Annotated in this window: 14 protein-coding genes; 3 read left to right on the top strand and 11 right to left on the bottom strand. The window is 43.5% G+C overall.

What is annotated here, in order from left to right; genetic code table 11:
• Positions 1–5: 5 nt before the first annotated feature.
• From AC1DYB_RS01160 to AC1DYB_RS01145, 4 genes are all read right to left on the bottom strand, one after another.
• Positions 6–1,337: a TolC family protein gene (locus AC1DYB_RS01160; protein WP_477431709.1), complete on the bottom strand. Its 1,332-nt coding sequence runs from the start codon at positions 1,335–1,337 to the stop codon at positions 6–8.
• A gap of 49 nt (positions 1,338–1,386) precedes the next feature.
• A complete protein-coding gene (locus tag AC1DYB_RS01155; protein ID WP_477431707.1) occupies positions 1,387–2,187 on the bottom strand; it encodes an SDR family NAD(P)-dependent oxidoreductase in 801 nt (266 codons plus the stop codon).
• 148 nt (positions 2,188–2,335) lie between these two features.
• Entirely contained in the window at positions 2,336–4,651 is a 2,316-nt protein-coding gene (locus AC1DYB_RS01150; RefSeq protein ID WP_477431705.1) for a glycoside hydrolase family 3 C-terminal domain-containing protein, read from the bottom strand.
• A gap of 44 nt (positions 4,652–4,695) precedes the next feature.
• Positions 4,696–5,085: a hypothetical protein gene (locus AC1DYB_RS01145; RefSeq protein ID WP_477431703.1), complete on the bottom strand. Its 390-nt coding sequence runs from the start codon at positions 5,083–5,085 to the stop codon at positions 4,696–4,698.
• 544 nt (positions 5,086–5,629) lie between these two features.
• Between AC1DYB_RS01145 and AC1DYB_RS01140 the strand changes: the two genes are divergently transcribed.
• On the top strand, positions 5,630–8,470 hold the full coding sequence (locus AC1DYB_RS01140; protein ID WP_477431701.1) for a TonB-dependent receptor: 2,841 nt from the start codon (positions 5,630–5,632) through the stop codon (positions 8,468–8,470).
• 152 nt (positions 8,471–8,622) lie between these two features.
• On the opposite strand, the gene AC1DYB_RS01135 is transcribed toward AC1DYB_RS01140, so the two are convergent.
• From AC1DYB_RS01135 to AC1DYB_RS01110, 6 genes are all read right to left on the bottom strand, one after another.
• Positions 8,623–9,657, bottom strand: a complete 1,035-nt coding sequence (locus AC1DYB_RS01135) for a family 43 glycosylhydrolase (protein ID WP_477431699.1) — start codon at positions 9,655–9,657, stop codon at positions 8,623–8,625.
• Positions 9,654–12,533: a glycosyl hydrolase gene (locus AC1DYB_RS01130; RefSeq protein ID WP_477431697.1), complete on the bottom strand. Its 2,880-nt coding sequence runs from the start codon at positions 12,531–12,533 to the stop codon at positions 9,654–9,656. Before AC1DYB_RS01130 ends, AC1DYB_RS01135 begins: the two co-directional genes overlap by 4 nt.
• 41 nt (positions 12,534–12,574) lie before the next feature.
• A complete protein-coding gene (locus tag AC1DYB_RS01125; protein ID WP_477431695.1) occupies positions 12,575–14,683 on the bottom strand; it encodes a PKD domain-containing protein in 2,109 nt (702 codons plus the stop codon).
• 92 nt (positions 14,684–14,775) lie between these two features.
• Positions 14,776–16,344, bottom strand: coding sequence for a GH39 family glycosyl hydrolase (locus tag AC1DYB_RS01120; protein WP_477431693.1), 1,569 nt, complete (start codon positions 16,342–16,344; stop codon positions 14,776–14,778).
• A 13-nt stretch (positions 16,345–16,357) separates the two neighbouring features.
• Positions 16,358–16,537, bottom strand: coding sequence for a fibronectin type III-like domain-contianing protein (locus tag AC1DYB_RS01115; protein ID WP_477431691.1), 180 nt, complete (start codon positions 16,535–16,537; stop codon positions 16,358–16,360).
• Entirely contained in the window at positions 16,538–19,078 is a 2,541-nt protein-coding gene (locus tag AC1DYB_RS01110; RefSeq protein WP_477431689.1) for a glycoside hydrolase family 2 TIM barrel-domain containing protein, read from the bottom strand.
• Between the two features lie 150 nt (positions 19,079–19,228).
• On the opposite strand from AC1DYB_RS01110, the gene AC1DYB_RS01105 reads away from it, so the two are divergent.
• Complete coding sequence (locus AC1DYB_RS01105) at positions 19,229–20,002, top strand: NUDIX hydrolase (RefSeq protein ID WP_477431687.1); 774 nt, start codon at positions 19,229–19,231, stop codon at positions 20,000–20,002.
• A gap of 51 nt (positions 20,003–20,053) precedes the next feature.
• Here AC1DYB_RS01105 and AC1DYB_RS01100 read toward each other — a convergent pair whose 3' ends face one another.
• Positions 20,054–20,380 carry a beta-xylosidase family glycoside hydrolase gene (locus tag AC1DYB_RS01100; protein ID WP_477431685.1) on the bottom strand — a complete coding sequence of 109 codons (327 nt, stop codon included), beginning with the start codon at positions 20,378–20,380 and terminating at the stop codon, positions 20,054–20,056.
• A gap of 144 nt (positions 20,381–20,524) precedes the next feature.
• Between AC1DYB_RS01100 and AC1DYB_RS01095 the strand changes: the two genes are divergently transcribed.
• On the top strand, positions 20,525–21,550 hold the full coding sequence (locus AC1DYB_RS01095; RefSeq protein ID WP_477431683.1) for a GntR family transcriptional regulator: 1,026 nt from the start codon (positions 20,525–20,527) through the stop codon (positions 21,548–21,550).
• Positions 21,551–21,661: the final 111 nt, after the last annotated feature.

The following is a 21,661-nucleotide window of genomic DNA, read 5'->3' as shown; positions in this document are numbered from 1 at the left end:
ATAACTTATAAGGAGGAGTAAAATGTTTGAAGTGTTCCGTTGGCCTTTTCCAGGTCTATTTTGGCCTGGTAAAAGCTGTACAGTGAATTGAGATAGCTGTTCTGCGCATCTTTGATGGAGTTCTCCGCAGTAATCCAGTCGACCAGATCGGTCGTACCTTTCTGATACTGCAGGTTGGTAGTACGGAATACCGATTGAGCCAGTACTATATTTCGCTGGTCATTATCCAGGTTGCTCTGGGCTTTGATCAGTTTGGTTTTGGCGTTTTCATATTCTATCTGGTATTTGCCGGCATCCAGTTTAAGGTTTTCTGCAGCGTTTAGTGTTTTATACCTCGCCTGGCTGTACTGGGCGTTACGCTTAAAGAAGTCAAACAACGGGATGGTTAGTTTTAAACCGACAGCGGAAAAGGGATTGAATTCACTAAACGCCGGCCCCACTGTTTGGCCAAAGCCAACTGCGCCATAACGTACATATCCCGTTAGTTTTGGAAGTGCCCCTGCTTTGATCCGGCGCTGGTCTATCTCCAGTAATTTCGAATTTACCTCAGAAAGCTGGTAGTCTGTTCGCTGGTTAACCACAAAGGGATTGCTGCTGATACTGAGCAAGGCGGTATTCTTAACATCAAGTTGCGATGTGCTATCAACGGGCAATAGTTCATTGATGGGGTAACCCATTTCGTATTTGAGCTGGTTTTCCGAAAGAGTCAGGTTGCTTTCAGCAATACGGATCTGGGAAACAGCGTTATTAAAATCTACGGTAACTTTATCCAGGTCCTTTTGCAATGCCACGCCCTTTTTCACCCGCAGGCTGGAGATATCGATCTGCTTTTGGTACGTTGCGAGGTTGCCTTTTAACAGGCTCAGTTGCTCGCGGTAAACATAGATCTGAAAATAAGCGTTGCTGATGTTGTAGATGATGGTCTCCTGGCTTTGTTTAATATTAAGATCAGCCTGCTGGCCATTATATTTGTTGGCTTTAAGTCCGTTTAAAACGGACTGGTCATATATGGTCTGGTCAAGCTGCGCGGTCCCGTTGGTATTGTATTTCTGTGTGAAGGCGATCTTGATCGGCGTAGGGCTGAAAGCTCCTGCCGGAATGATCGATTGCTGCACTTTCAAATTATCGTCGAAACTGCCGGTCACACTGAGCTTGGGGAGATAATCTGCCAGTGCTTCCCTGGCTTTGGCATCCGCCGCCTTCTTTTCGTTGGCATAAACCACGGTGTTCCGGTTATTTTTTAAACCATACCCAATGCAGTTCTTCAGGTTCCATATTTCCTGGGCCTGTAAGCTAAAAGGGAGAAAGAAGGTGATCAAAAAAAAATATTTTTTCATTCCTGTATTAATTATTAACTGGGTGCTGTCCTGAGGTTCTGATAATCGGTCAGGATAGTTTTGCCCGCATTTTTTTATAGATCATTTGCGCGGCGAAACGTGGTGAAAGCCGGTATAACCGATCCATGAATTTTGAATCTGAACCAATAAACACACGCGTTTTATCCGCCTCAATAGCATTCAAGATCTGGCATGCAGCCATAGTCGGAGAGAGTATTTTAGGTGCTTTTTTAATGGCGTCAGAAGACGGTTGGGCTAAGCCGGAATTTGCCATGATATTGGTATTCATGGCTCCCGGGAACACCAGGGAAACCTTTACGTTTGTTTCGGTAAGTTCGGAAATAAGCCCCTCGGTCATTAATTTAACGCCTGCTTTCGCCGCGCAATAGATCGTCTGACCCGGCACGGGTAAAAAGCCGCCCATGCTGGCAATGTTTACGATATGCGCCTCCGGGCGTTTCAGCAGGTGAGGTAAAAATGACTTGGTGAGGTAAATGGTCCCGAAAAGGTTGACATTCAACACCCGCTCGATGACATCGTAGCCGAGGTCGTTAAACTTAACAAATGGTTGTATGATCCCTGCATTGTTAATCAATCCGTCTACATGACCATGTTTAGAGAGGATCATTTTCGCGGTTTGTTCAACCGCCTCCTTGTCTGTGATATCAAGCGGGTAGGTAAAGATCATACCATCGCGGTGCTCACTGTGGTCAGCTGTTTCCTTTAATGCCGCTTCGTTGATGTCCAATGCAATCACCTTAGCCCCCCTGTTGAGGAGGAAAAAAACCAGGGCCCTGCCCAGGCCGCTTCCCCCACCGGTAACAATTATCGTTTTATCTTTAACTTTCATGTGTGATAATTTTTAATTAATGTTCAAAACGATTTCCCTCCTGATTTCAAACAGGAAAGGCGGAAAAAACACAAAGGGTGCCCTGTGCAGGCCTAATTGGGCCTGCCTTAAATATTTTCGGTTACAGTGAAACTCTTGTTTGAAAAACCTACCGTGAACCTTTCGTTAATTCCTTAATAGTTACCTGGGGTACCAAAGCTTTATGCACTTTTTCGACCGTTATAGTTTTGGAGAGGGTAAAACCTTTGCTTAGTTTAATGTCTTCACTGGAAGCACCGATCTTAACAAGATATTTGCCGGCATCTGCAACCCAGGCAGATGAGGGGGTATTAAATGATGCCAGATCTTTTGGATACAGCGTAAAGGTCAGCGTTTGTGATTCACCTGGTTTTAGCAGCCGGATTTTGGCAAAGCCTTTCAATTCTTCCAGTGGCTTTTCCAGCTTGTTTTGAGGAGCACTCAGGTATAGCTGAACAACCTCTTTTCCGGCTGTAGTCCCGCTATTGGTAATGGTGACACTTGCTGAAAGCTTATTGTTGAACTTAAGCTGACTTAGTTTCAAGTTACTGTAATTGAATTTGGAATAGCTTAAGCCGAAACCAAAAGGGTAAGCCGGCTTTATGCCAAAAGAGTTATAATAGCGGTAGCCGACATAAATCCCTTCCTCATAAATAACCTCTGTTGGATTGTTTTCAGGTGTTCCGGGAAAATTCTTTGCGGATGGCACATCTTCGTACTTTACAGGAAAAGTAATGGCCAATTTCCCGGAAGGATTTACAAGTCCCTTTAGCACATCAGCTACAGCATTTCCTGCTTCCAGTCCGGGCTGCCACGCAAGCAATATACCATCTGCATTACTTTGCCAGGATGAGGTTTCAATAACTCCTCCGATATTCATAACAACGATCAGTTTTTTGCCCTTTTGATGAAAGGCCTCGCCGATTTGCTTAATAGTAAGCTTCTCGTTATCAGTCAGGTTGAAATTATCAGTTACCTTCCGGTCTGCCCCCTCCCCTGCATTTCTACCAATGGTGAAGATGGCGACATCAGCCTCGTTGGCGCAGTTGCCGATTGTTTTTATAGCCGGTTCCCATTCAGGGATCATACGGGGTGTTCCCAGGGTTAATTTTTGTTTTTGCGGGTGGGCCAGCTTATCCTCCCGGATATGTGCTAAATAACCTTGCGTTAATTCATCATGTACGCTGTAGCCAGAATTTTTCAGGCCCTGCGCAATCGAAACGGTATAAGCTACGCTTACCTGGCCGCTTCCCGTACCGCCAATAATGGTTTCGTAGGATGCATTGCCAAACAAGGCCACTTTCAGATTCTTCTTTAATGGCAGTGCCGAATTACTGTTCTTTAAAAGAACCATACTTTCAGCGGCGGCGTCTCTCGATAACACAGCATGTGTTTTCAGATCCGGATGGTCGGAATATTTGTAGTTTTGAAATGAAGGCATCCTGGCAATAATATTCAGTATGCGCTCCACATTTTGATCCAGAACTTTAACATCAAGCTTTCCGTTTTTTACTGCCGTAAGGATCTCTTCCATCTGGCTGGTGCTTCCCGGCATAATTAAATCATTACCGGCATTCATTTGGGCCTGGCGGTCCCTGCCGCCAAACCAGTCAGTCATCACAAATCCCCTAAATCCCCATTCATCCCTAAGGATTTTAGTGAGCAGGTCGTTGCGTTCGGAAGTGTATGTACCATTAAGCTTATTATAGGAGCTCATCACAGTCCATGGCTGCGATTTTTTTACCGCTATCTCAAAACCTCGCAGGTAGATTTCTCTTAAGGCTCTTTCGCTAACGATGGCATTTACCGAATTCCTTTTCGTTTCCTGGTTGTTTGCTGCAAAATGCTTTATCGAGGTACCTACGCCGTTAGATTGTATACCCGTTACCATCGCTGCAGCGATATAACCTGTAACAAATGGATCTTCTGAATAATATTCAAAGTTTCGTCCATTAAGAGGGTCCCGCTGAATATTCATCCCAGGTGCCAATATAACATCCACGCCGTATTCTTTCACCTCGTTACCAAAAGCGGCACCAACCTTTTTAACCAGAGCAGTATCCCAGGAAGATGCCAGTAACGTACCCACTGGCCATGCAGTGGCAAAATAGGACTTAGTACTATCCTTCCCCCGGTAAGGGTCGATCCGCACACCGGCCGGCCCATCAGCAAACACTGATCCGGGGATGCCAAACCTGTTTATGTTCATGGTGTTTCCGCCCGCACCTGGAACCCTTCCGTCAGCTTCCCCAATAACAGGGCCATGTCCTTCAAAACGTAAACCGCTTCCTACCACAAGTCTCGCTTTCTCTTCCAGCGTCATCATTTTGATGATGTCTTTTATCGGATGTTTACCTAACTGGGGTAATTTTTCCTGGGCATGTGAGGAATTTATAGACAACAAAAAAACAATCGGAAAACTAAATAGATAAGAGACGAATTTCATGACGCTGAATTGGGGATACTTGAACTGATATGTTGGTGGCTAGCTTATTTGCTTTCTTTTTTTTCTTCTTTAATGCGAATGGCTTTAGCATCAAACATCCCCATTAAACTCCCTTTGGCACTATCGGTGTCAATAGGCGTAAGTTCCAGGGTCACATCATAACCTTGTGTGTTAAAATAAGCTGTGATCGTTTTTTCTTTTTCGTCGATCTGGGTTATTTTGGAAATTTCTTTATCAGTTGAGTCGCGAAGAGCACCAGTCAGTTTTCCATCCTTTTTTTCAAACAGAAAAGTCATCTTGGCATCCCCATTAGGTGTGCCAAATACGGTTACCTTCCATTTTCCGGCAAAATAATCTGCGTTTGATTGCGCTTTGGCATTAAAGGATAAGAACATACATACAACTACGGTAAAAATTAAGCTTAGCTTTTTCATAATGATTTTTTAATGGTTAACAATTGATTTTTTTTGCCAGCAAACGGGGATAATTTGGAATTGATATGTCGCCTAATTTAATTCCGTATATTTGACGGAATAAAAGTATGTAACAATATTTATAATTCCAAATATTAATACGTAATTTTTACGCATTGACTATTTTTAGCTTAAAGGTGATAAATTTTATATACGCTGGCAGATGCCTAAAGATAAAGTGAATCAATAATTAAGAGCTCCCGCTCCCCGGGCATGTAGAACCACTCTGGGCAGAATAGTTTTATTTAACCTATAAGGTGCCGGCAGTTTTTACTCATTACCACAGGCGCCCCCTGAAGGCGGGCGATCCGGGCTAATACCTTGATCACGCGATTTTGTTTATTGTGAAAAGAACACTTAATCATGAAGGTTAGGGAAGGTGGAGGTAGGTCAGGGAGGGTTTTACAAAATGTTTGAGATAGTTTTGATTCACTTGTCGATCCATAGTACAAGAGCCAATTATACTATTATTTAACCAGGGGCATTCACCTCTTAATTCTTTATTATGCAAAGTTTTTACCAGCAATTACAATTTGGACGCCTTTTCTGGATGTTCCTTTTATTTATTTTTTTATCAACGCAAGCTATCGCACAGGGGGTTAAAGTTTCCGGTGTGGTTAAAGACGAAAAAGGAGCACCCTTGCCTGGGGTAACTGTATCCCTCAAAAACTCCACCGGTGGCGTAGCAACAGATGGTGAGGGCAAATATACCATCCCCGTTCCGGCACAGGGGATATTGGTTTTCCGGTTTGTTGGCTACGCGGTACAGGAAGTGCCGGTTTCGGGCAGAAAGACCGTGGACATTTCTTTAGTTCCCAACAGTGCCGACCTCAGTGAAGTAATCGTAACCGGCGTTTTTGATAAAAGAACTGCGATGAACTCATCTATTGCCATCTCCACATTAAATGCTGCTCAAATCTCCAAACAGGTGCCGCTTAGCGCCGCTGACCTGCTCAGAAATGTTCCGGGCATCTTTGTCTCGAGCGCTGTGGGTGAGATCAGGAATTCCGTTTATTCAAGGGGAGTAACCGGGACAAGTGATGGCGGTGCCGGATATTATTACGTTTCTTTGCAGGAGGACGGTTTGCCAGTAACCAATGTGAATTTTGGTAATTATGGCCCTGATTATTTTTTAAGGCCCGACGCCACATTAGGAAAACTGGAAGCTGTTCGCGGTGGAACTGCATCTATTTTAGGTAACAATGCACCGGGTGGTATTTTTAACTATATTTCAAAAACCGGCGGCCCGGCTTTCAGCGGAGAATTCAGGGCAAAATATGGATTGGAAGGAAATGGCCACAACCCTTTTTACCGGGGCGATCTGGACCTGGGCGGTCCCGCCAGTAAAGATGGCTCCCTGACTTACAACGTCGGAGGATTCTACAGGTATGCTATAGGTGCAAAAGATGTAGGTTATGCCTTTAACAAGGGTGGACAGGTACGTGGAAATATCCTAAAAAAATACAAGAGTGGTTCCATTAAGATCTATGGTAAATACCTGAATGATCGAAACGGATTTTACGAATATACCCCTACCACCCTCGATTTTAAACCTGCCCCGGGATTTTCATCTACATCTGCCGAAGGCCCGCAGGCGATCAGCTCAAATTATCAGCTGAATGGTAAAAATTACACGTTCAAACCTCAAAATTTAATTCATTCTGTTGACAGAACGATCGGCGCGAACCTTGTTCAACATTTAGACAGTAGCTGGACTTTCAATAACGCCATAAAGTATTCTTCTAAAAAAGCTGATTGGAACTCTACAACGCTTGTGAGCCCGCTCGCAATGGATAATTTAATTACTTATGCCGCTTTAGGCCTTTTGGGAAAACCGGGCACATTCAAATTTACAGATGCCAATACGGGGGCATTATTGGGGAATGTCACATCCCAGAGCGGCTATGACTACACCATATCAAACAGTAATTTTCCGGGAGGGAATGTCCAGCCGAACTCCTTGTTCATACAACCGCTTTTTGTAAACTTAAACAGCAGCAAGGAGCTGATGGATCAGGCTTCGTTTACCAAGACGCTTAAGAACATGAGTTTTACCCTGGGCGGCTTTTTTGCAAACAGCCAGGTACACACCTATAGCGGTACTGCCGGCTTTGCCCTGGGAACTATTCAAAACCGTCCGCATATTGTCGATGTTAATTTAACAAGTCCTACAAACCAGGTTTATCAGCTAACTTCCCCTCAGGGCGTATTTCAGGAAGGCGACGGAGGTTTTACTGAGAATAAAGCAACTCAAAACCAGGTGGCTTTATTCTTTGGTAATAACTGGCAGATCTTGCCCAATCTAAACTTAGACTATGGCGTTCGGTTTGAGACCCTTCATATTGATGGCTTTGCCGGAACATCAATTGCGAATCCCAAATCAGCTGACCCAACCTATGGCGGAACAGATGGTAATCCATTGACAGTTTATGACAATTATGGAGGAAGTGCCGGCCCCCATTATGACTTCAATAAAAGGGTGAACACATTCTCCTATTCTGCCGGATTGAATTATGAAATATCAAGTCACTCATCTATTTATGGAAGGTTTTCTTCGGGGAAGAAAGCGCCTGACTTGTCTATCTATTTTGCAGCCAATTCGCCGTTTACCTCAGCTAATTTAAATGTGCAGGCACAGAAAATTGTACAGGCAGAAATGGGAATAAAAGTTAGTGACCGGAATTTTGGATTATTTATCACCCCCTTCTACAGTAACCTGAGCCATGTTCCGAATGTTCAATTGTTTACCAACGTCGATAATACAACGAATTACAATCCACCGGTTCAGTACGAGTCTATCAGAACTTTTGGTTTGGAATTAGAGTCTAAAATTAATTTCACCAAAGAACTCAGCGTTAAGTCTGTCGCAACCTTTCAAACCGCTAAAGCAACGCATTATACGCTCTGGGTGCCTAATAAAAATGGCCCTACTGACGATACACTCGTAAGTTACTCCGGTAATAAAGCGGACAATAGTCCGAATATTATTGTGAATGTAACACCGACGTACAGCACAGGCAACTTTTATTCATTCTTAAGCTGGCAATACCTCGGTAAAAGGCAATTCAGCGTAGGCAACGTCTTTTATATCCCAGGATATAGCCAGTTTAACTTTGGAACCGGCTATGACTTTACCAAGAAATTGCAAGTGAGTTTGAATATCAATAATTTGTTTAACACTTATGGCATATCAACTTTTGCAAGGCCAGGAGATTTTTTCACCAGGCTTTCCGGCGCGGACTATACCAAAGCACAATATGAAGCGGATAAAAAGTCGAACGCCGTCGGTTCTGCTATCGGGATACAGGCAAGAGCCTATTATTTGACACTGGCTTATAAATTCTAAGCCGGTTCTATGCGATGAAAAGGCACCATGGATGGTGCCTTTTCATTTGCTTTTTTATCAAACATGTTGCTTGTTGGTAAATACCTCTGATTCATCAGAATAGATTAAAACTTTTCAATTACCAGTCGGTAAAATGCTTAGGATTTCACCTGTTATTTGAAATTGACTATCCCGCTTTTGATATCAATTGTCCATGGCCGGGGTTCTGGCAACCAGATTTTTCCATCATCAATTTCAAGCGGCATCCATAAATAACGTGAATCCCATAAGGCATCCGGCTTCCAGATATCACCCATAAATATAACGGAGGTGGTCCTGGTACCAACAACCTTTACCATCATCGTAGATTGCGCACCATAAGTATTGGCGGCGGGCGGGGCGATATCTTTAAACTCCGACCAGGGGCCTGATAGCGATACCGCAGTAGCGTACTTATTGGGATTGGCTTTCCAACCGGTTAGTTTAGAACCGATTACATAATAAAGCCCCTTATAATGAACAAGTGCGCCGCCCTCCATATGTTCCTTGATCAGGCAAATCTCTTTCTCAACGGTCAGGTAGTCATCAGAGAGTTTGGCGATCCGGAATCCATACGGCCTGTCTTCAAAAATGAGGTATGCCGTACCATCATCATCAATAAACTGGCCAATATCTCTGCTTTGGTGGTCCAAAGGCTGGAAACTTTTCAGCAGCTTGTAGTCACCGTCCACCTTGTCACTAACAGCCACACCAACCCTGGCCAGCCGGTAGGCGGAGTCAAGATGGATGTACATCACAAACTTTTTTGTCTTCTGGTTATAAAAAACCTTGGGACGCTCCAGTATCCAATTGCTTTTATTGAAACCTTCCGGGACGCTGAATTTGATCTGTTTCCTGAATTTCCAATTCACCAGGTCTTTGGAAGCGTAACAGCCAACGAAACGAAGCTCTTTGTCGGTGTCTTTTGTCCTGTCTTCGCCGATCCAATAATAAAGTTTGCCGAGCTTCAATATCCCGCCGCCGTGTGCCTGAATGGGAATGCCCCGGTCATCCGGCCAAATCTCTCCCGGTTTGATGGTATCCCGATTTACCCGGGCGCTGGAGATCAATGACACCATCATGAACCCCAATGTTAATCCAAATGTGTATTTCATTTTTAATAGGTTTAAGCGCATAACCGGTATTTGGTTAATTATTGTTTTTCTCATTTTGTTTCCCTTATGATAACCGGGCCTATCAATCCTGCAGACATTACCTGGTCTTCTTTACCTTTAAACTGTTTATACCGGCTATCACCTTGCCTGGCCTTCCCTATGAAGCCGTTTAACTGGCCTGTCGTAACATGAATTTCTATCGTGTTCACACCCTGTACCAGCAAAGGTGTAATTTCCAGCTGATATGGGGCAAAAATTCTTTTGCCGGCAGGCTTTCCGTTCACATACACTTCGGCAGTGAAATAAACTTTGCCCAGGTCAAGATAAAAATGTGAGGCGTTGTTTGCATGATCCCATTGGAAGGAAGAAGTATAAACACCTTCCGCAGATGAAAATTTAAGCTGATCATTGGTTTTCCAGTCAAATAATGAGCTGTTTCTGATCGTGATGGTATCCGCTTTCAAATCCCATTTTTCTAAATTGATCAGCTCCTTCGCCTGGTCATTAACCAGCGCTACCGTCATTGGGGTATTTTTCATGTTACTACTTGTTGTGGAGGCATACAGGATCACTGAGCCATAAGGAGGCATGCGGTAAACAACCACAGAACTGTTGTTTTTAATAACGGTCCCGTCAGCAGCATTGAGCCAACAGCTTGTTTTGTAAGCCTTGCCCAGCGTTAAGGATAGCGTTTGCCACTGGTCGCTTTTGTTCCATATAAACTGGATACGGCTGCCATCGCTCATGTTCCGCTGTACCTGTCTTGTAAAATGATAGGGACTATTGAAAACAACATCCGGGTGCAAACCTTTTATCCAGTTGGTTAGATCATGCTGATCCCTGATATATTTACTGTTTTTTGTTTTTAACGCTGCTACTATAGCTTTTTTGGTTTGCAGATCATTCTCTTTCCAGTTTAAATAGGATGGCTGCATATGCGGTAATGTGCCGGTGGCAATAAAGTTCATCCCTGCTGTTGCGAGCTGATTGATCTTACGTGCGGTTGGTAGCTGGATAATTGAATCATTGGCCAGGATCAATGCCTGGTAATGATTTCCACGGATATTGATCTGTTTCTTGGCGTCCAGGCTGGCATCCTGTATAGACAGGTCATTAACCCAATCCCAGGTTATACCGCTTGCTTCCAGCTGATTGATAACCGGGTATACTTGCTGAGCCCACCGTTCCTTAGCTTCGTTTCTTACTTCTTTAACGGTAGGTAAAGGGCCTTCAATACCCTCCATTTTGCCCTTGGTCAGGATCTCTTCCGGGTTGTCCGGCATGCCGTCCACATCCATAAAGGGGAAGTAAATAAGGACATCTGCATGCGGCTTACCCGAACGCAGGGCATACTGGGTCCTGTTAATATAGTCGTTCACCTCTTTCTGATATTTCCAGAATATATTGCCTTCACCTAAATTGGAAGAAAAGTTAACTGCGGCGACGGATGGTGTAGAAAACGGGTACCAGCCTTCCGGACCAAGTTCTTCCGGCGTATACCGGTATGGCACGCCATGGTAAATGATCTGATTTACACCCGCGGCAAATAATTTATCGGCTGCGATCTTGATTTTCTGTGGGGTATTGGTGTAAGCACGTCCGCTGAAAACTATCGATTCGGCCGACTCAATGGGTCGGTTGTAGAGGTGCCCGCCAGAGGTCATGATCTTTAAGTTGGCCTCCTGCGCGAGCATGCTTTCTGTTTCCGGAATGGAGGCCAACCCGGCCTGCGCGATCATGTCCATGTTCAGTCCGTAAGCCTGGGTGCGGTGAAGCAGGCCCTGCGGTTCCAGCCAGTTCTTAGTGGCCTTTAAAAACTGTTCACCAAGCAACTCACTTACGGTCAGGTCATAATCGTACTTCAACCGCCAGTCCTCTTTGGAAAAAGAAAAATCGGGGTCAGTATTTGGCTTCATATAAGAGACATAATTATATCCTCTTTGCATTTCAGCAGGTAACCAGGGAGTAATATCATAACCCCGCCGTTTTTTAAAATACGCGATAAAGCCGGAGGTATAATGCCGGTCGACCGCAAACTCATAACTATCGTCAAAGACAGCGCGCATCGGGTTACCGAAATAAGGCTGGAGACCTGTTTTTTCACCAAACAGATGCCGGTAATGTTTCAGCACTTTGGAGGAATCCAGGTGATTCATGACAGGCCCCTGTACCGGGCTGGCGGTCATCGTCTTCTGCGTTGCGGGTTTACTCCAGAAAGCGATGATCTTCCAGTCACCTGCCGGCCGCTTCCAACGCAGGGAATCTCCTTTTACATGGTTGGTCAGCACAATCGTGGACGATGGATCCAGCTGGATTGTTTTGGTTTTATCACCTGCCACTTTGGGTAATGACCTGGCGGCGATCACCGCTTCCAAATGAGCAGGAACGGTGGACGAATTGCTTATAGTTGGCAGGGCCACCGTTTGGCCATCACCTGGTTTTATATCCAGTGAAGCGAACTGCAGACTCATAAACCCATCTGTAGCAGCCAGGTGGCTGCCACCCGGGGGCCAGCCACTGCCATCAGTCATGTCAACCGTCAGGCCTCGTTTTCGCGCTTCGTCCATCACGGTTTTAACATGGTCGTAATAATCGGGGGTATCCCAGGTAATGGCCTTCGCTTTAGCTTCTTTCGTTCCGGGAACAAATAAATTCAGGGCCTGGATCTCTACACCACCAAAATGGTTATCGGCAAAGAGGTTGATCTCTCTTTGCAGTTCGCCGTTTTCTACATTATTGCCTGGCCACCACCAGCGGGCAAAAGGTGCGAATGCTACAGGGGGCTTAGAGAATACCCCGCTATTGAAGTCGTATTTCGGGAACCAGTGTTCTACTTTAGATCGTTTTTTTTTAATCCCTTCCTGTGCAAATGAAACTAAAGAAATTGCAACTAAAAAAAGGCTTGCGACCAATTTGCGATGATTTTTCATGACTCCTATTAATTTTTTTATCAGTTGAATTATCTTAAAATTTATTTAACCACCACGCGAACACGGGCAAGGTTTCTGATCAGGGTAAATGGCGTTTCGGCGTCACCGTTTCTTTGCGAAGCTATCCGCAGAACCACGAAATAGTTTCCAGGCTTAGTAAAAACATGGGTGGTTGTTACCGTTGCCTGAGATTTTGCCTTGTTCAACATTAACTTACCAGTCACCGGGAAAGTTCCTTTCCCATCAAAATCCCAATGGGCTGATACAAACTTTCCGGCGTGAGGCGGTATTTCCATTTTCGCCGTAAATAATACCGGTTTACCGGCCTTTGTGCCTGCGCGGTCACTTCCATTTGCTTTTGCAGTTAGCGTAGGCTGAATACCTTTGCGATCTGCCGCTAATGGTGGTACTATAACCTGGCCATCTCTAATTTTATAATTTGTGGTAGCAGGCGGTGGAATGCCCTTTTCAACCCAATCACTCAAATCCAGTAAAGCTTGTTGCAATACGCCCAGGTAGCTTATTAAATGTGCCGGATCGCCGGGTATCTTAGAGTCTCCATGATTAGCATGATCCGTATACCAAAGCCGGAAATGATCATCTGTGCTGGCCCCGAAGTTCTCCTTTACTTTTGACCGATACCAATCCTGTTGCCATGGAAAGGCTTCACTGTCCCAAAGAGACCCTAACAAGATCACCTTCCCCTTGAACTTGCCGGTGGGCAAAACTCCGGAAGCGGCTTTGGTAAAAAGCGGCCCTAAAAGCATAGGGCGCTGCGGATAGATTGGTTTACCTGTGGAATCGCGAAACTGGTCCCAAACCTCGTATTCTTTGCCCGGCACCTGGTGGCGCTGATAAGTTTCAGCAGCCAGGAAATTTGAGTTATCAACCATAACCTCGTCCCCCGGTTTCAGCGCGGCCAGCACACTTACATCTACTACTCCAAAAACCACTTTATCTCCTTTAATATCAGTAATAAATAAGGACTTTCCAGCTGCTTCCCCAGTTTTTATAATCAGGTCGCCTCCAAGAAAATTACCATTGGTAACAGGTTCCTCCAGTTGTATGGCGACTGGTATAGTGCCATCTTTTCTGCCTAAATTTTTCCAGGCTAAATCTGCTGTACCTCGTCCGGAACCAGCTTTGTCGGCAGGCGTCAAACCCAAACTAATACCTTGTTCGGATGTGATCATCTCCTTTATTTTGCTTGATTTTTGAATTCTGGCTTTCACTAAATATGCTGGCGGGTTAGCTCCCAGGTAGCCGGGTAGTGTCCAGAAATCTTTAAAGTATTTTGGATCTGCCATCGTAACGCCAGGGTATAATACCGGGAAGGCGTGCAATCCCATCGTTTTATAAGCAAACCAGGCATGAGGCGGGAACCCCATTTGGGTTGCCTCTTTTAATGCTTGTTTTTCTTCAGCGTTTAACCCTGCATACATATCGGGGGGGCCGCCCGGTTCCAACGCATCTACAATCAGTGGAAATTTTTCATGCAGTACCTGCATCGCGAAAACCCTAACTGTAAATACATTAGGAATAGCCATCGGTGAACCTAACACATAAGGCACTGCCCCATCCCATACACCATCGGTATTTTCAATCCCACCAATGGTTCGATAAGCGCCACCGCTGCCGCCAAATGCGTAGCCATATATCCGGCGCTTATCATATAGCTGAGATGCCACAACCCGCGAAAACTGTGCAGCGGCGGCATTCGCGCGGTATGCCCCGATAGTTGGATCTATACCACTGCCAGGCATTCCCATTCCTTGTTTTCCACCACCGTTTGTTTCTATAAAATAAGCACCATTTTTTATACAAAAACCGATCTTATCTTCCTCGCCTGTTGCTCCCTGTGATAAATTTTCGTTATCGGGAACAGGGGTAATGTATTGAAAAAAATGCCCCTGAAATTTTTCCTTAACTGGGAAATAGAATGAGAAACGCATATCCGTGCCCGTGAATCCACCATGAACATAGCGGTGCCGAACAGGTTCATCCCGCCATTCATCTTTGTCAATGTAGGGCTTTTTAAAAAGAGTGTCTTTAGCGTTAAAGCCATTGGCGGATAACACCGGGGTATTTTGTGCAACGCTGATAAGCGGGCTGCTCAGAAAAAGAAACAGAAGGATTTGATATATCTTCATCTTTTAACAATTTGATTTTATTTGCTCCTCAATTCATCAATTGCCATCTGTGGCACCAATGTATTATGAACTTTAAACGATAATTGACTTATTTACAGCTTTTTTATTGTGATCAATATGACATCATTCTCAAACAGATCAAAGCTTTCTTCGAGTGACTTTTTGGATGTAACTGCGACTGTTTTACTTAAGATAGGTAACCCGTTATCTTTCTGTTTAATAAGTTCTGCATCCTTTCTTGTCAGTTGTGTAGGCGCACCTAATTCAAGATAACTGGTATAAGGATCGTTTACCTTAAAACCTGTTTTATACACCATCATCGTGTATTTTCCTGGTGATAGGTTTTTGTAAATGAGTTTAACTTTGCCTTTACTTTTCGGAGAAATAATAGAAGAAGAAAATGCCTTGTTCTCAGCTACGCTATGCAAAATTTTATCTGTATAATCGTATAATAAAACCTGTGTGCTGCCTTTGTTATCACGACAGATCCAGGAACATGAATCAGCATTTTGCAATTCCTGATTACTAAGTTGATTTAGATATTTATAAGCATAAAAGGCTGGTTTTTTAATATCCTGATAGTTTATCAATCCAAATCCGCCATGAAAAGGAGTTTTTCTTGGCCCTTCTTCTTCAAAAATATCGGTGAAAGTCCAATATGAAAAAGAATTTGCCGCGTTCCCTACTTTTCGTATTTTTTCGAGTATATAAGCAGCCTGCCGGTAATGGTCATGAATAGGATCGTCAAACGATGCGGACGAATTCCATTCGGTATAATGTAATTCAAGATTAGGCATTGCCGATTGATCAATAGTCATTCTTGAATTTATTACATCACCGGAAACAGCATTTTTCCGGTGGCTGGTGGCAGTCGAATCATTTTCACTTAACTTGATAAATATACCATTACCGTATGTATGGGTACTGATAAAATCAATCGGAACTTTATTTTGAGTACAATAATTGATTAGCTCCGGTATCCAGGCGTTACCTGCGGTAGCGGGGCCTCCTACCCGGTAATTCGGCGAAACTGACTTCACTGCGTTTGCGGCTTCTTTATATAATTTCAAGTATTCACCCTGGTCACCGGACCAAAAAATGCCTTTCAGGTTGGGTTCATTCCATACTTCAAAGTACCACTGCTTTACTTCGGCCTCCCCATAACGTTCTGTCCAGTGACGAACCAATGCTTTTATCAGATCATCCCATTTGTCATAATCTTTAGGCGGGGATATATTCGGTTTCCAAAACCAGAAAGATAGCGTAGTATTTTTGCTCGCCAGTGCCTTCGGCATAAATCCAAACTCTACAAATGGCCTTACTTTAATACTTAATAAAAAGTCATACAATTCGTCGATATACTGCCAGTTATAAGACGGTTTTCCGGCCTGGTCTTCAAAGTAAACACCCATATCGTCATGCAGTATACCATGCATCCGTATGTAACGAAAGCCCAGTTGCTCTTTTGCAACACGAAGCTGCCGTTGCCAATCAGCCCGCAGACCTTCGTTGGCCCTTCCTGCGCCCACACATTCGTTGAAAAAAGTATTTAATTTGCCTTTCGGTTTATTAGCATCTATGGTGATTGTCCGAGGATTTACCTGGGCTTCTGCAAGTGAGCATCCCCAGAGCAAAAACATTGTTATCAGTAATTTTTTCATAATAATATTGATTTTATAAGACCGTCAGTTTTACGGTTTCAAATTTCTGCGAGGAAGATCCATCCATAATATCAAATGCTCCAGGCTCTATCAACTCCTTCATTTCCAGATTATAAAATTTCAACTTATCAGGTGTTATGGTAAAGGGTACCTGCTTAATTTCTCCTGGTGCTAAAACAACCCTTGTAAACATTTATTTGATTTGTATTTGAACTGAACTGCTTTGCAATCCATTTGCTGAAGCCATTAACGTTGCAGTTCCTTTGCTGCTCGAAGGCTTTATAATGGCCAGCGCCCTGCCCTGGTAAACTTGTTTGTGATGCTGCTGAAAACTGGACATATCAGAAGGATTACCATTCCCGACAGCGGCAATAGTTGCATCACCGGTAAGTTTAAAATTCAGCTCCAGCCCGTCAACCGAAGGCACAACATTACCTTTACTGTCCACCACTTCAACGCTGATAAAGGAAAGGTCATTCTGGCCGGCCATTATCTTTTTGCGATCTGCAATAAGACGGATCCCAAATGGCTTACCGGCAGTTGATAATGTGCTTGAACCGATTTCCTTTCCATTATCAAAGGATTTCGCAATTAATGTTCCCGGCTGATATTCAACCTGGAATGTGGCAGTGATCGAGCTGTCGGGAACGTGCTGTTCGGCAATCACTTTCCCGTTTAATTCAAGCTTTACCGTCTTGCCGCGCGTGTAAACGTCAACCTGCATTTTCTTTCCTTCCTGCCCGGGCCATGTCCATGATTTGATTTCATCAGGCATTCCCCAGGTTGCCACAATTTCTTTCTGCCCATCAGGAATCGGGCGATGCACCAGCATTTCAACAGGACTATTACGCCATACCACGTTTTTATAGTACGACTCCGCCTTCCTGTTGCCAATCAGATCAATATCACCACAGTATGCGTTAAAAACAGGCCAGTTATTACGGTAGAATAAACCCATGCCCATTAATCCTTTTGGCAGTTTTTGCGACTTGGGCGCCAATATTGATTTCCCGATGCCAGCTTCTCCTATATAATCCATCGCTGTCCAGCAAAAGCCGCCCAGGAACCAGGGATATTTTTCTGTTTCGTCCCAGTTTTCAAGGGCAGCATTCGGTAAGTATTCTGTAGACATATATAATTTGTTTGGATGCCTGGCCCGTTCAGTTTCGAAGCGATGCAGGGTTGCACTATCCCGCTGGAAATAAATAGATTTATCAAGAAAGTAATTGTATCCATCAACATCCAGGTTCGCAACGTGGGGTTCGTAGTCTTTCCACGGTTTTTTGGTATAAGGCGGCAAGAAAACGATGGCATCAGTTACCGGTCGGGTCGGGTCAAGTGTTTTAACTTCATCGGATAAACGTTTTGCATTTGCGTAGCCGGATGAATCAGGTGCTTCGTAAATTTCATTTCCAATGCTCCACATCATCACCGAAGGATGATTCCTATCACGTAGGATCATCGATGCCAGGTCCTTTTGTGACCACTCTTTAAAATAAAGATGGTAATCCTGCCGGTTTTTCGGCAGCTCCCACATATCAAACGCCTCATCCATTACCAGTATACCCAAACGGTCACAAGCGCTTAGTAACGCGGGAGAAGGTGGATTATGACTTAGGCGAACCGCATTATATCCGGCTTTTTTAATTAGTTCTATTTTCCGTTCTTCAGCCCGGTCAATACTGGCTGCGCCTAAGGGGCCAAGATCGTGATGGATACATCCACCTTTTAATTTAACTACTTGCCCATTGAGCAATAGACCTTTTTGTCCGTCAAATTTCAAACTGCGAATACCGAAAGAAGTATTTGTCTGGTCGATAGGTTTGTTATCAGCAATCAGTGTTACCCTGGCCTTATACAATACCGGATTGTTTAGTCCCCATAAATTAGGATTGGTGATTATCAATTTTTGCGTTATGTCAGCACTGCTATTGGCCGGGATAGTCAAGGTTTGTTTTCGGGAAGCTACAACCTGGCCTAAAGGATTAAGCAAATTGATTTTCACATTAACTGTCTTTTGCTTTGACGATTTATTGTCCACAGAAGTTTGGACATTAACTGTTGCCTTGTCACTTGATACTTCGGGTGTTGTGATATAATTCCCCCAAAGTTTTGTGTGAACCGGATTGACTGGCAAAAGCCACACATGCCGGTAAATACCGGAGCCAGAATACCAGCGACTGTTTTTTCCTAAATTTTTTGCACGTACTACAATTAAATTCGGTTTACCAATAGGGCTTAAAAAATTAGTTAGGTCGTACGAAAACGAAGTATAACCGTATGGATGATTACCCAAATGATGTCCGTTGATCCAAACATCTGCATCCATGTAAACCCCGTCAAAAAGGATATAAGTTTTCTTTCCCCTGTAGGTTTTATCCAACGTGAAAGTTTTCCGGTACCAGCCGATCCCACCTTCGGTAAATCCTGTTGCCGCTTTCCCGATAGATGATTTGGTAAAAGGTCCCTGAACTTCGCCTTCCTTTTGATCAGGCAGATCTTCAATACTCCAGTCATGCGGTAAATTCAACGTTCGCCAGCCAGAATCGTCGAAAGCCGGGTTTTCGGCCCCCTTTAACGTATCCTTTTTAAAGCGCCAGCCATTGTCAAAAATAATTCCCCTTGAATCCTGGGCGTGAGCACTCTGGAATAATATGATCAGTGAGATAAACGCCAAAAAGTAAAATCCTCTTATCGGGCGGTTTAGATTTGCTTGAGCAGATTTTGTCTTCATTTATTATTACGTATAAATTACGGAATAAAACTATGTTTTTAAATTGACACTTCCAATTAGTAATGCGTATTTTTTACGTAATGATTTTTTTAATACATTTGTGCACCTGTAATCTCCTTAGTGAAAGGGATTCAATATTCTTGTAGAAGTATGGAACAAAAAGAAATCGATGATATTCTTAAACACGCGGATCAGTACCTCCGCAATGTGGCAGTAGATAACGTAATTTTTGGTTATCACGACAAGGAGCTCAAAGTACTGCTGCAACAACCTATTGCCCTTGATAAATGGACGGTCACGGGCGGTTACATTAAAAGAACGGAAACCATAGAAGAAGCAGCTGACCGGGTTGCATTTACGCGGACGGGCCTCAAAAATCTTTACCTACAGCAATTTCGGGCTTTTGGAACGCCATCCCGGGTAATAGATGACGGTTTTTCTGCCAAACACTTGACTGCGCTTACCGGAATTGATGTATCCCCGGATCTCTGGATCTTTGATTATTTTGTATCTGTAGGGTTTTATACACTAACAGAATTTTCAAAGGTGGAACCAAGAAAAGGATCTTATGAAGCGGAATGCCAGTGGTGGCCGGTAAGTGATATTCCACCGATGATGTTTGACCACAAGCTCATTATCTTGGAAGCATTACAGGCCCTGAGGCTGCACATTGCACATTATCCGATCGGTTATGAGCTACTTGCTGAAAAATTCACCCTGCCGGAAATCCACAGTCTTTATGAAACCATTCTCGGTAAATCACTGGATGACCGGAACTTCTCTAAACGGTTGCTGGCCACCGGAATAATCATTAAATTGAATGAGACAAAAAAGATCGGTGCACATCGTTCACCTTTTCTCTATAAATTCGATAAGGCTAAATACGAGGAAGGATTGAAAAGCGGCGTCGAACTCGCGTTTTAGTTCAACATCGATCAATCCTTGAATGAACAGATCCATCCGCCGTTGGGCCCGTCATACCGGGTAGCGAAACCAGTCGAACAAAGCTTCACCACCGGTTTGCAGGGTATTATACGAGTACAGGGCCCGCCGCATTCCTTTCCAGGAATTAAAACTTGACAGATCGCATTCCATACCCAGGTTTATAAAATCCTTTCCATCCAGGCTATATTGCAGGATCGTGTAGTTATTGGCTAAGTCAACGGATATCCTCAGGTAAACTTTTGCTTGCCTGAGGGTCGGGCCGGCTGTTTTCGTGCCCCTGTTTTCAGCATAGATTTGTAGTGTACTGTCTGTTCTATACAATTCGATCTCATGAATATAGCTACCGAAGTAAAGCAAAAGTATTCCGATGGAATCGCTAAACCATCCTGAACCTTCCTATTAATTTCTTACCTCGTTAGTAAAGTTTAGCAAAGATTAGGATTTGTTAGAAAATAGATTTACTTTTATTCCGTATTTATGACGGAATAACTAATTAAGGAGATGAAGAATTATTTGAAAATTGTTAAGATTGATGAATTTTCGATAACGCCTAAATATATGCAGATCTATAATTCCGTACTGCGGGGGATAGAGGATCAAAAGATCGAAAAAGATGATATTCTTCCATCTATATATGACCTGAGTATCGCCCTGGAAGTTTCAAAGAATACGATAGAAAGAGCCTACAATGAATTAAAAAAAGTAAAAGTGTTGAATTCTGTCAATGGGAAAGGATACTTCATTTCCAACGTTCATTTTGAACAGCCCGTTAAAATCCTGCTTTTGTTTAATAAATTGAGCAGCCATAAAAAGATCATTTACGATTCTCTTGCTGAAACTTTAGGTGTAAACGCCGCCATCGACTTTTATATCTATAATAACGACTTCAATTATTTCAAAAAGCTGCTGCTCAAAAACATCGAGCAATATTCCAAATTGGTTATCGTCCCCCATTTTTTTGAAAATGAAGAGGAGGCAAAAGAAATAATTGAGCAGTTGCCCAAAGATAAACTCATCCTGATGGACAAACTGATCACAGGTATTTCAGGGCAATTCGGATCGGTGTACGAGGATTTTGAAAAGGATATTTATTCTGCCCTGCAGCAATTGGTAGAACGGCTGGCGAAATACCATACGCTCAAGATCATTTTTCCTGAAAACAGTTATTACTCCAAGGGGATTTTGAGCGGCTTCGTTAATTTTTGCCAGCAATACGCTTTTGATTACGGCATCATTGGGTGCCTGTCCAGAGAAAATTTACAGCCAGGCACCGTTTATATCAACCTGATGGAAGATGACCTGGTCGAGCTGATAGAAAAGACGATTTCAGATAAGCTGGAGGTAGGAAAAGACATTGGGGTTATCTCCTACAACGAGACTACCTTGAAAAAGATTATTCTCAAAGGTATTACAACCATATCAACTAATTTCAGACTAATGGGTGAAACAACCGCCCGGCTAATCTTAGAGAACCGCAAGGAACACGTGGCTATTCCTTTTCAGGTCATTTTACGCAACTCTTTGTAAATAATTGCTGATCCGAGGTCTCGATCAGAGTGAGAAATTATAGTCGATTTGGGATACCTAAAAAGCAAAAACGCCTAAAATCAGCGATTTTAAGCGTTTTCGGTCTTGTTT

This window comes from Mucilaginibacter sp. P2_A4, from assembly GCF_056405015.1.
The sequence above is the reverse complement of the archived record's forward strand: the minus strand, read 5'-3'. Positions and strand labels throughout refer to the sequence as shown.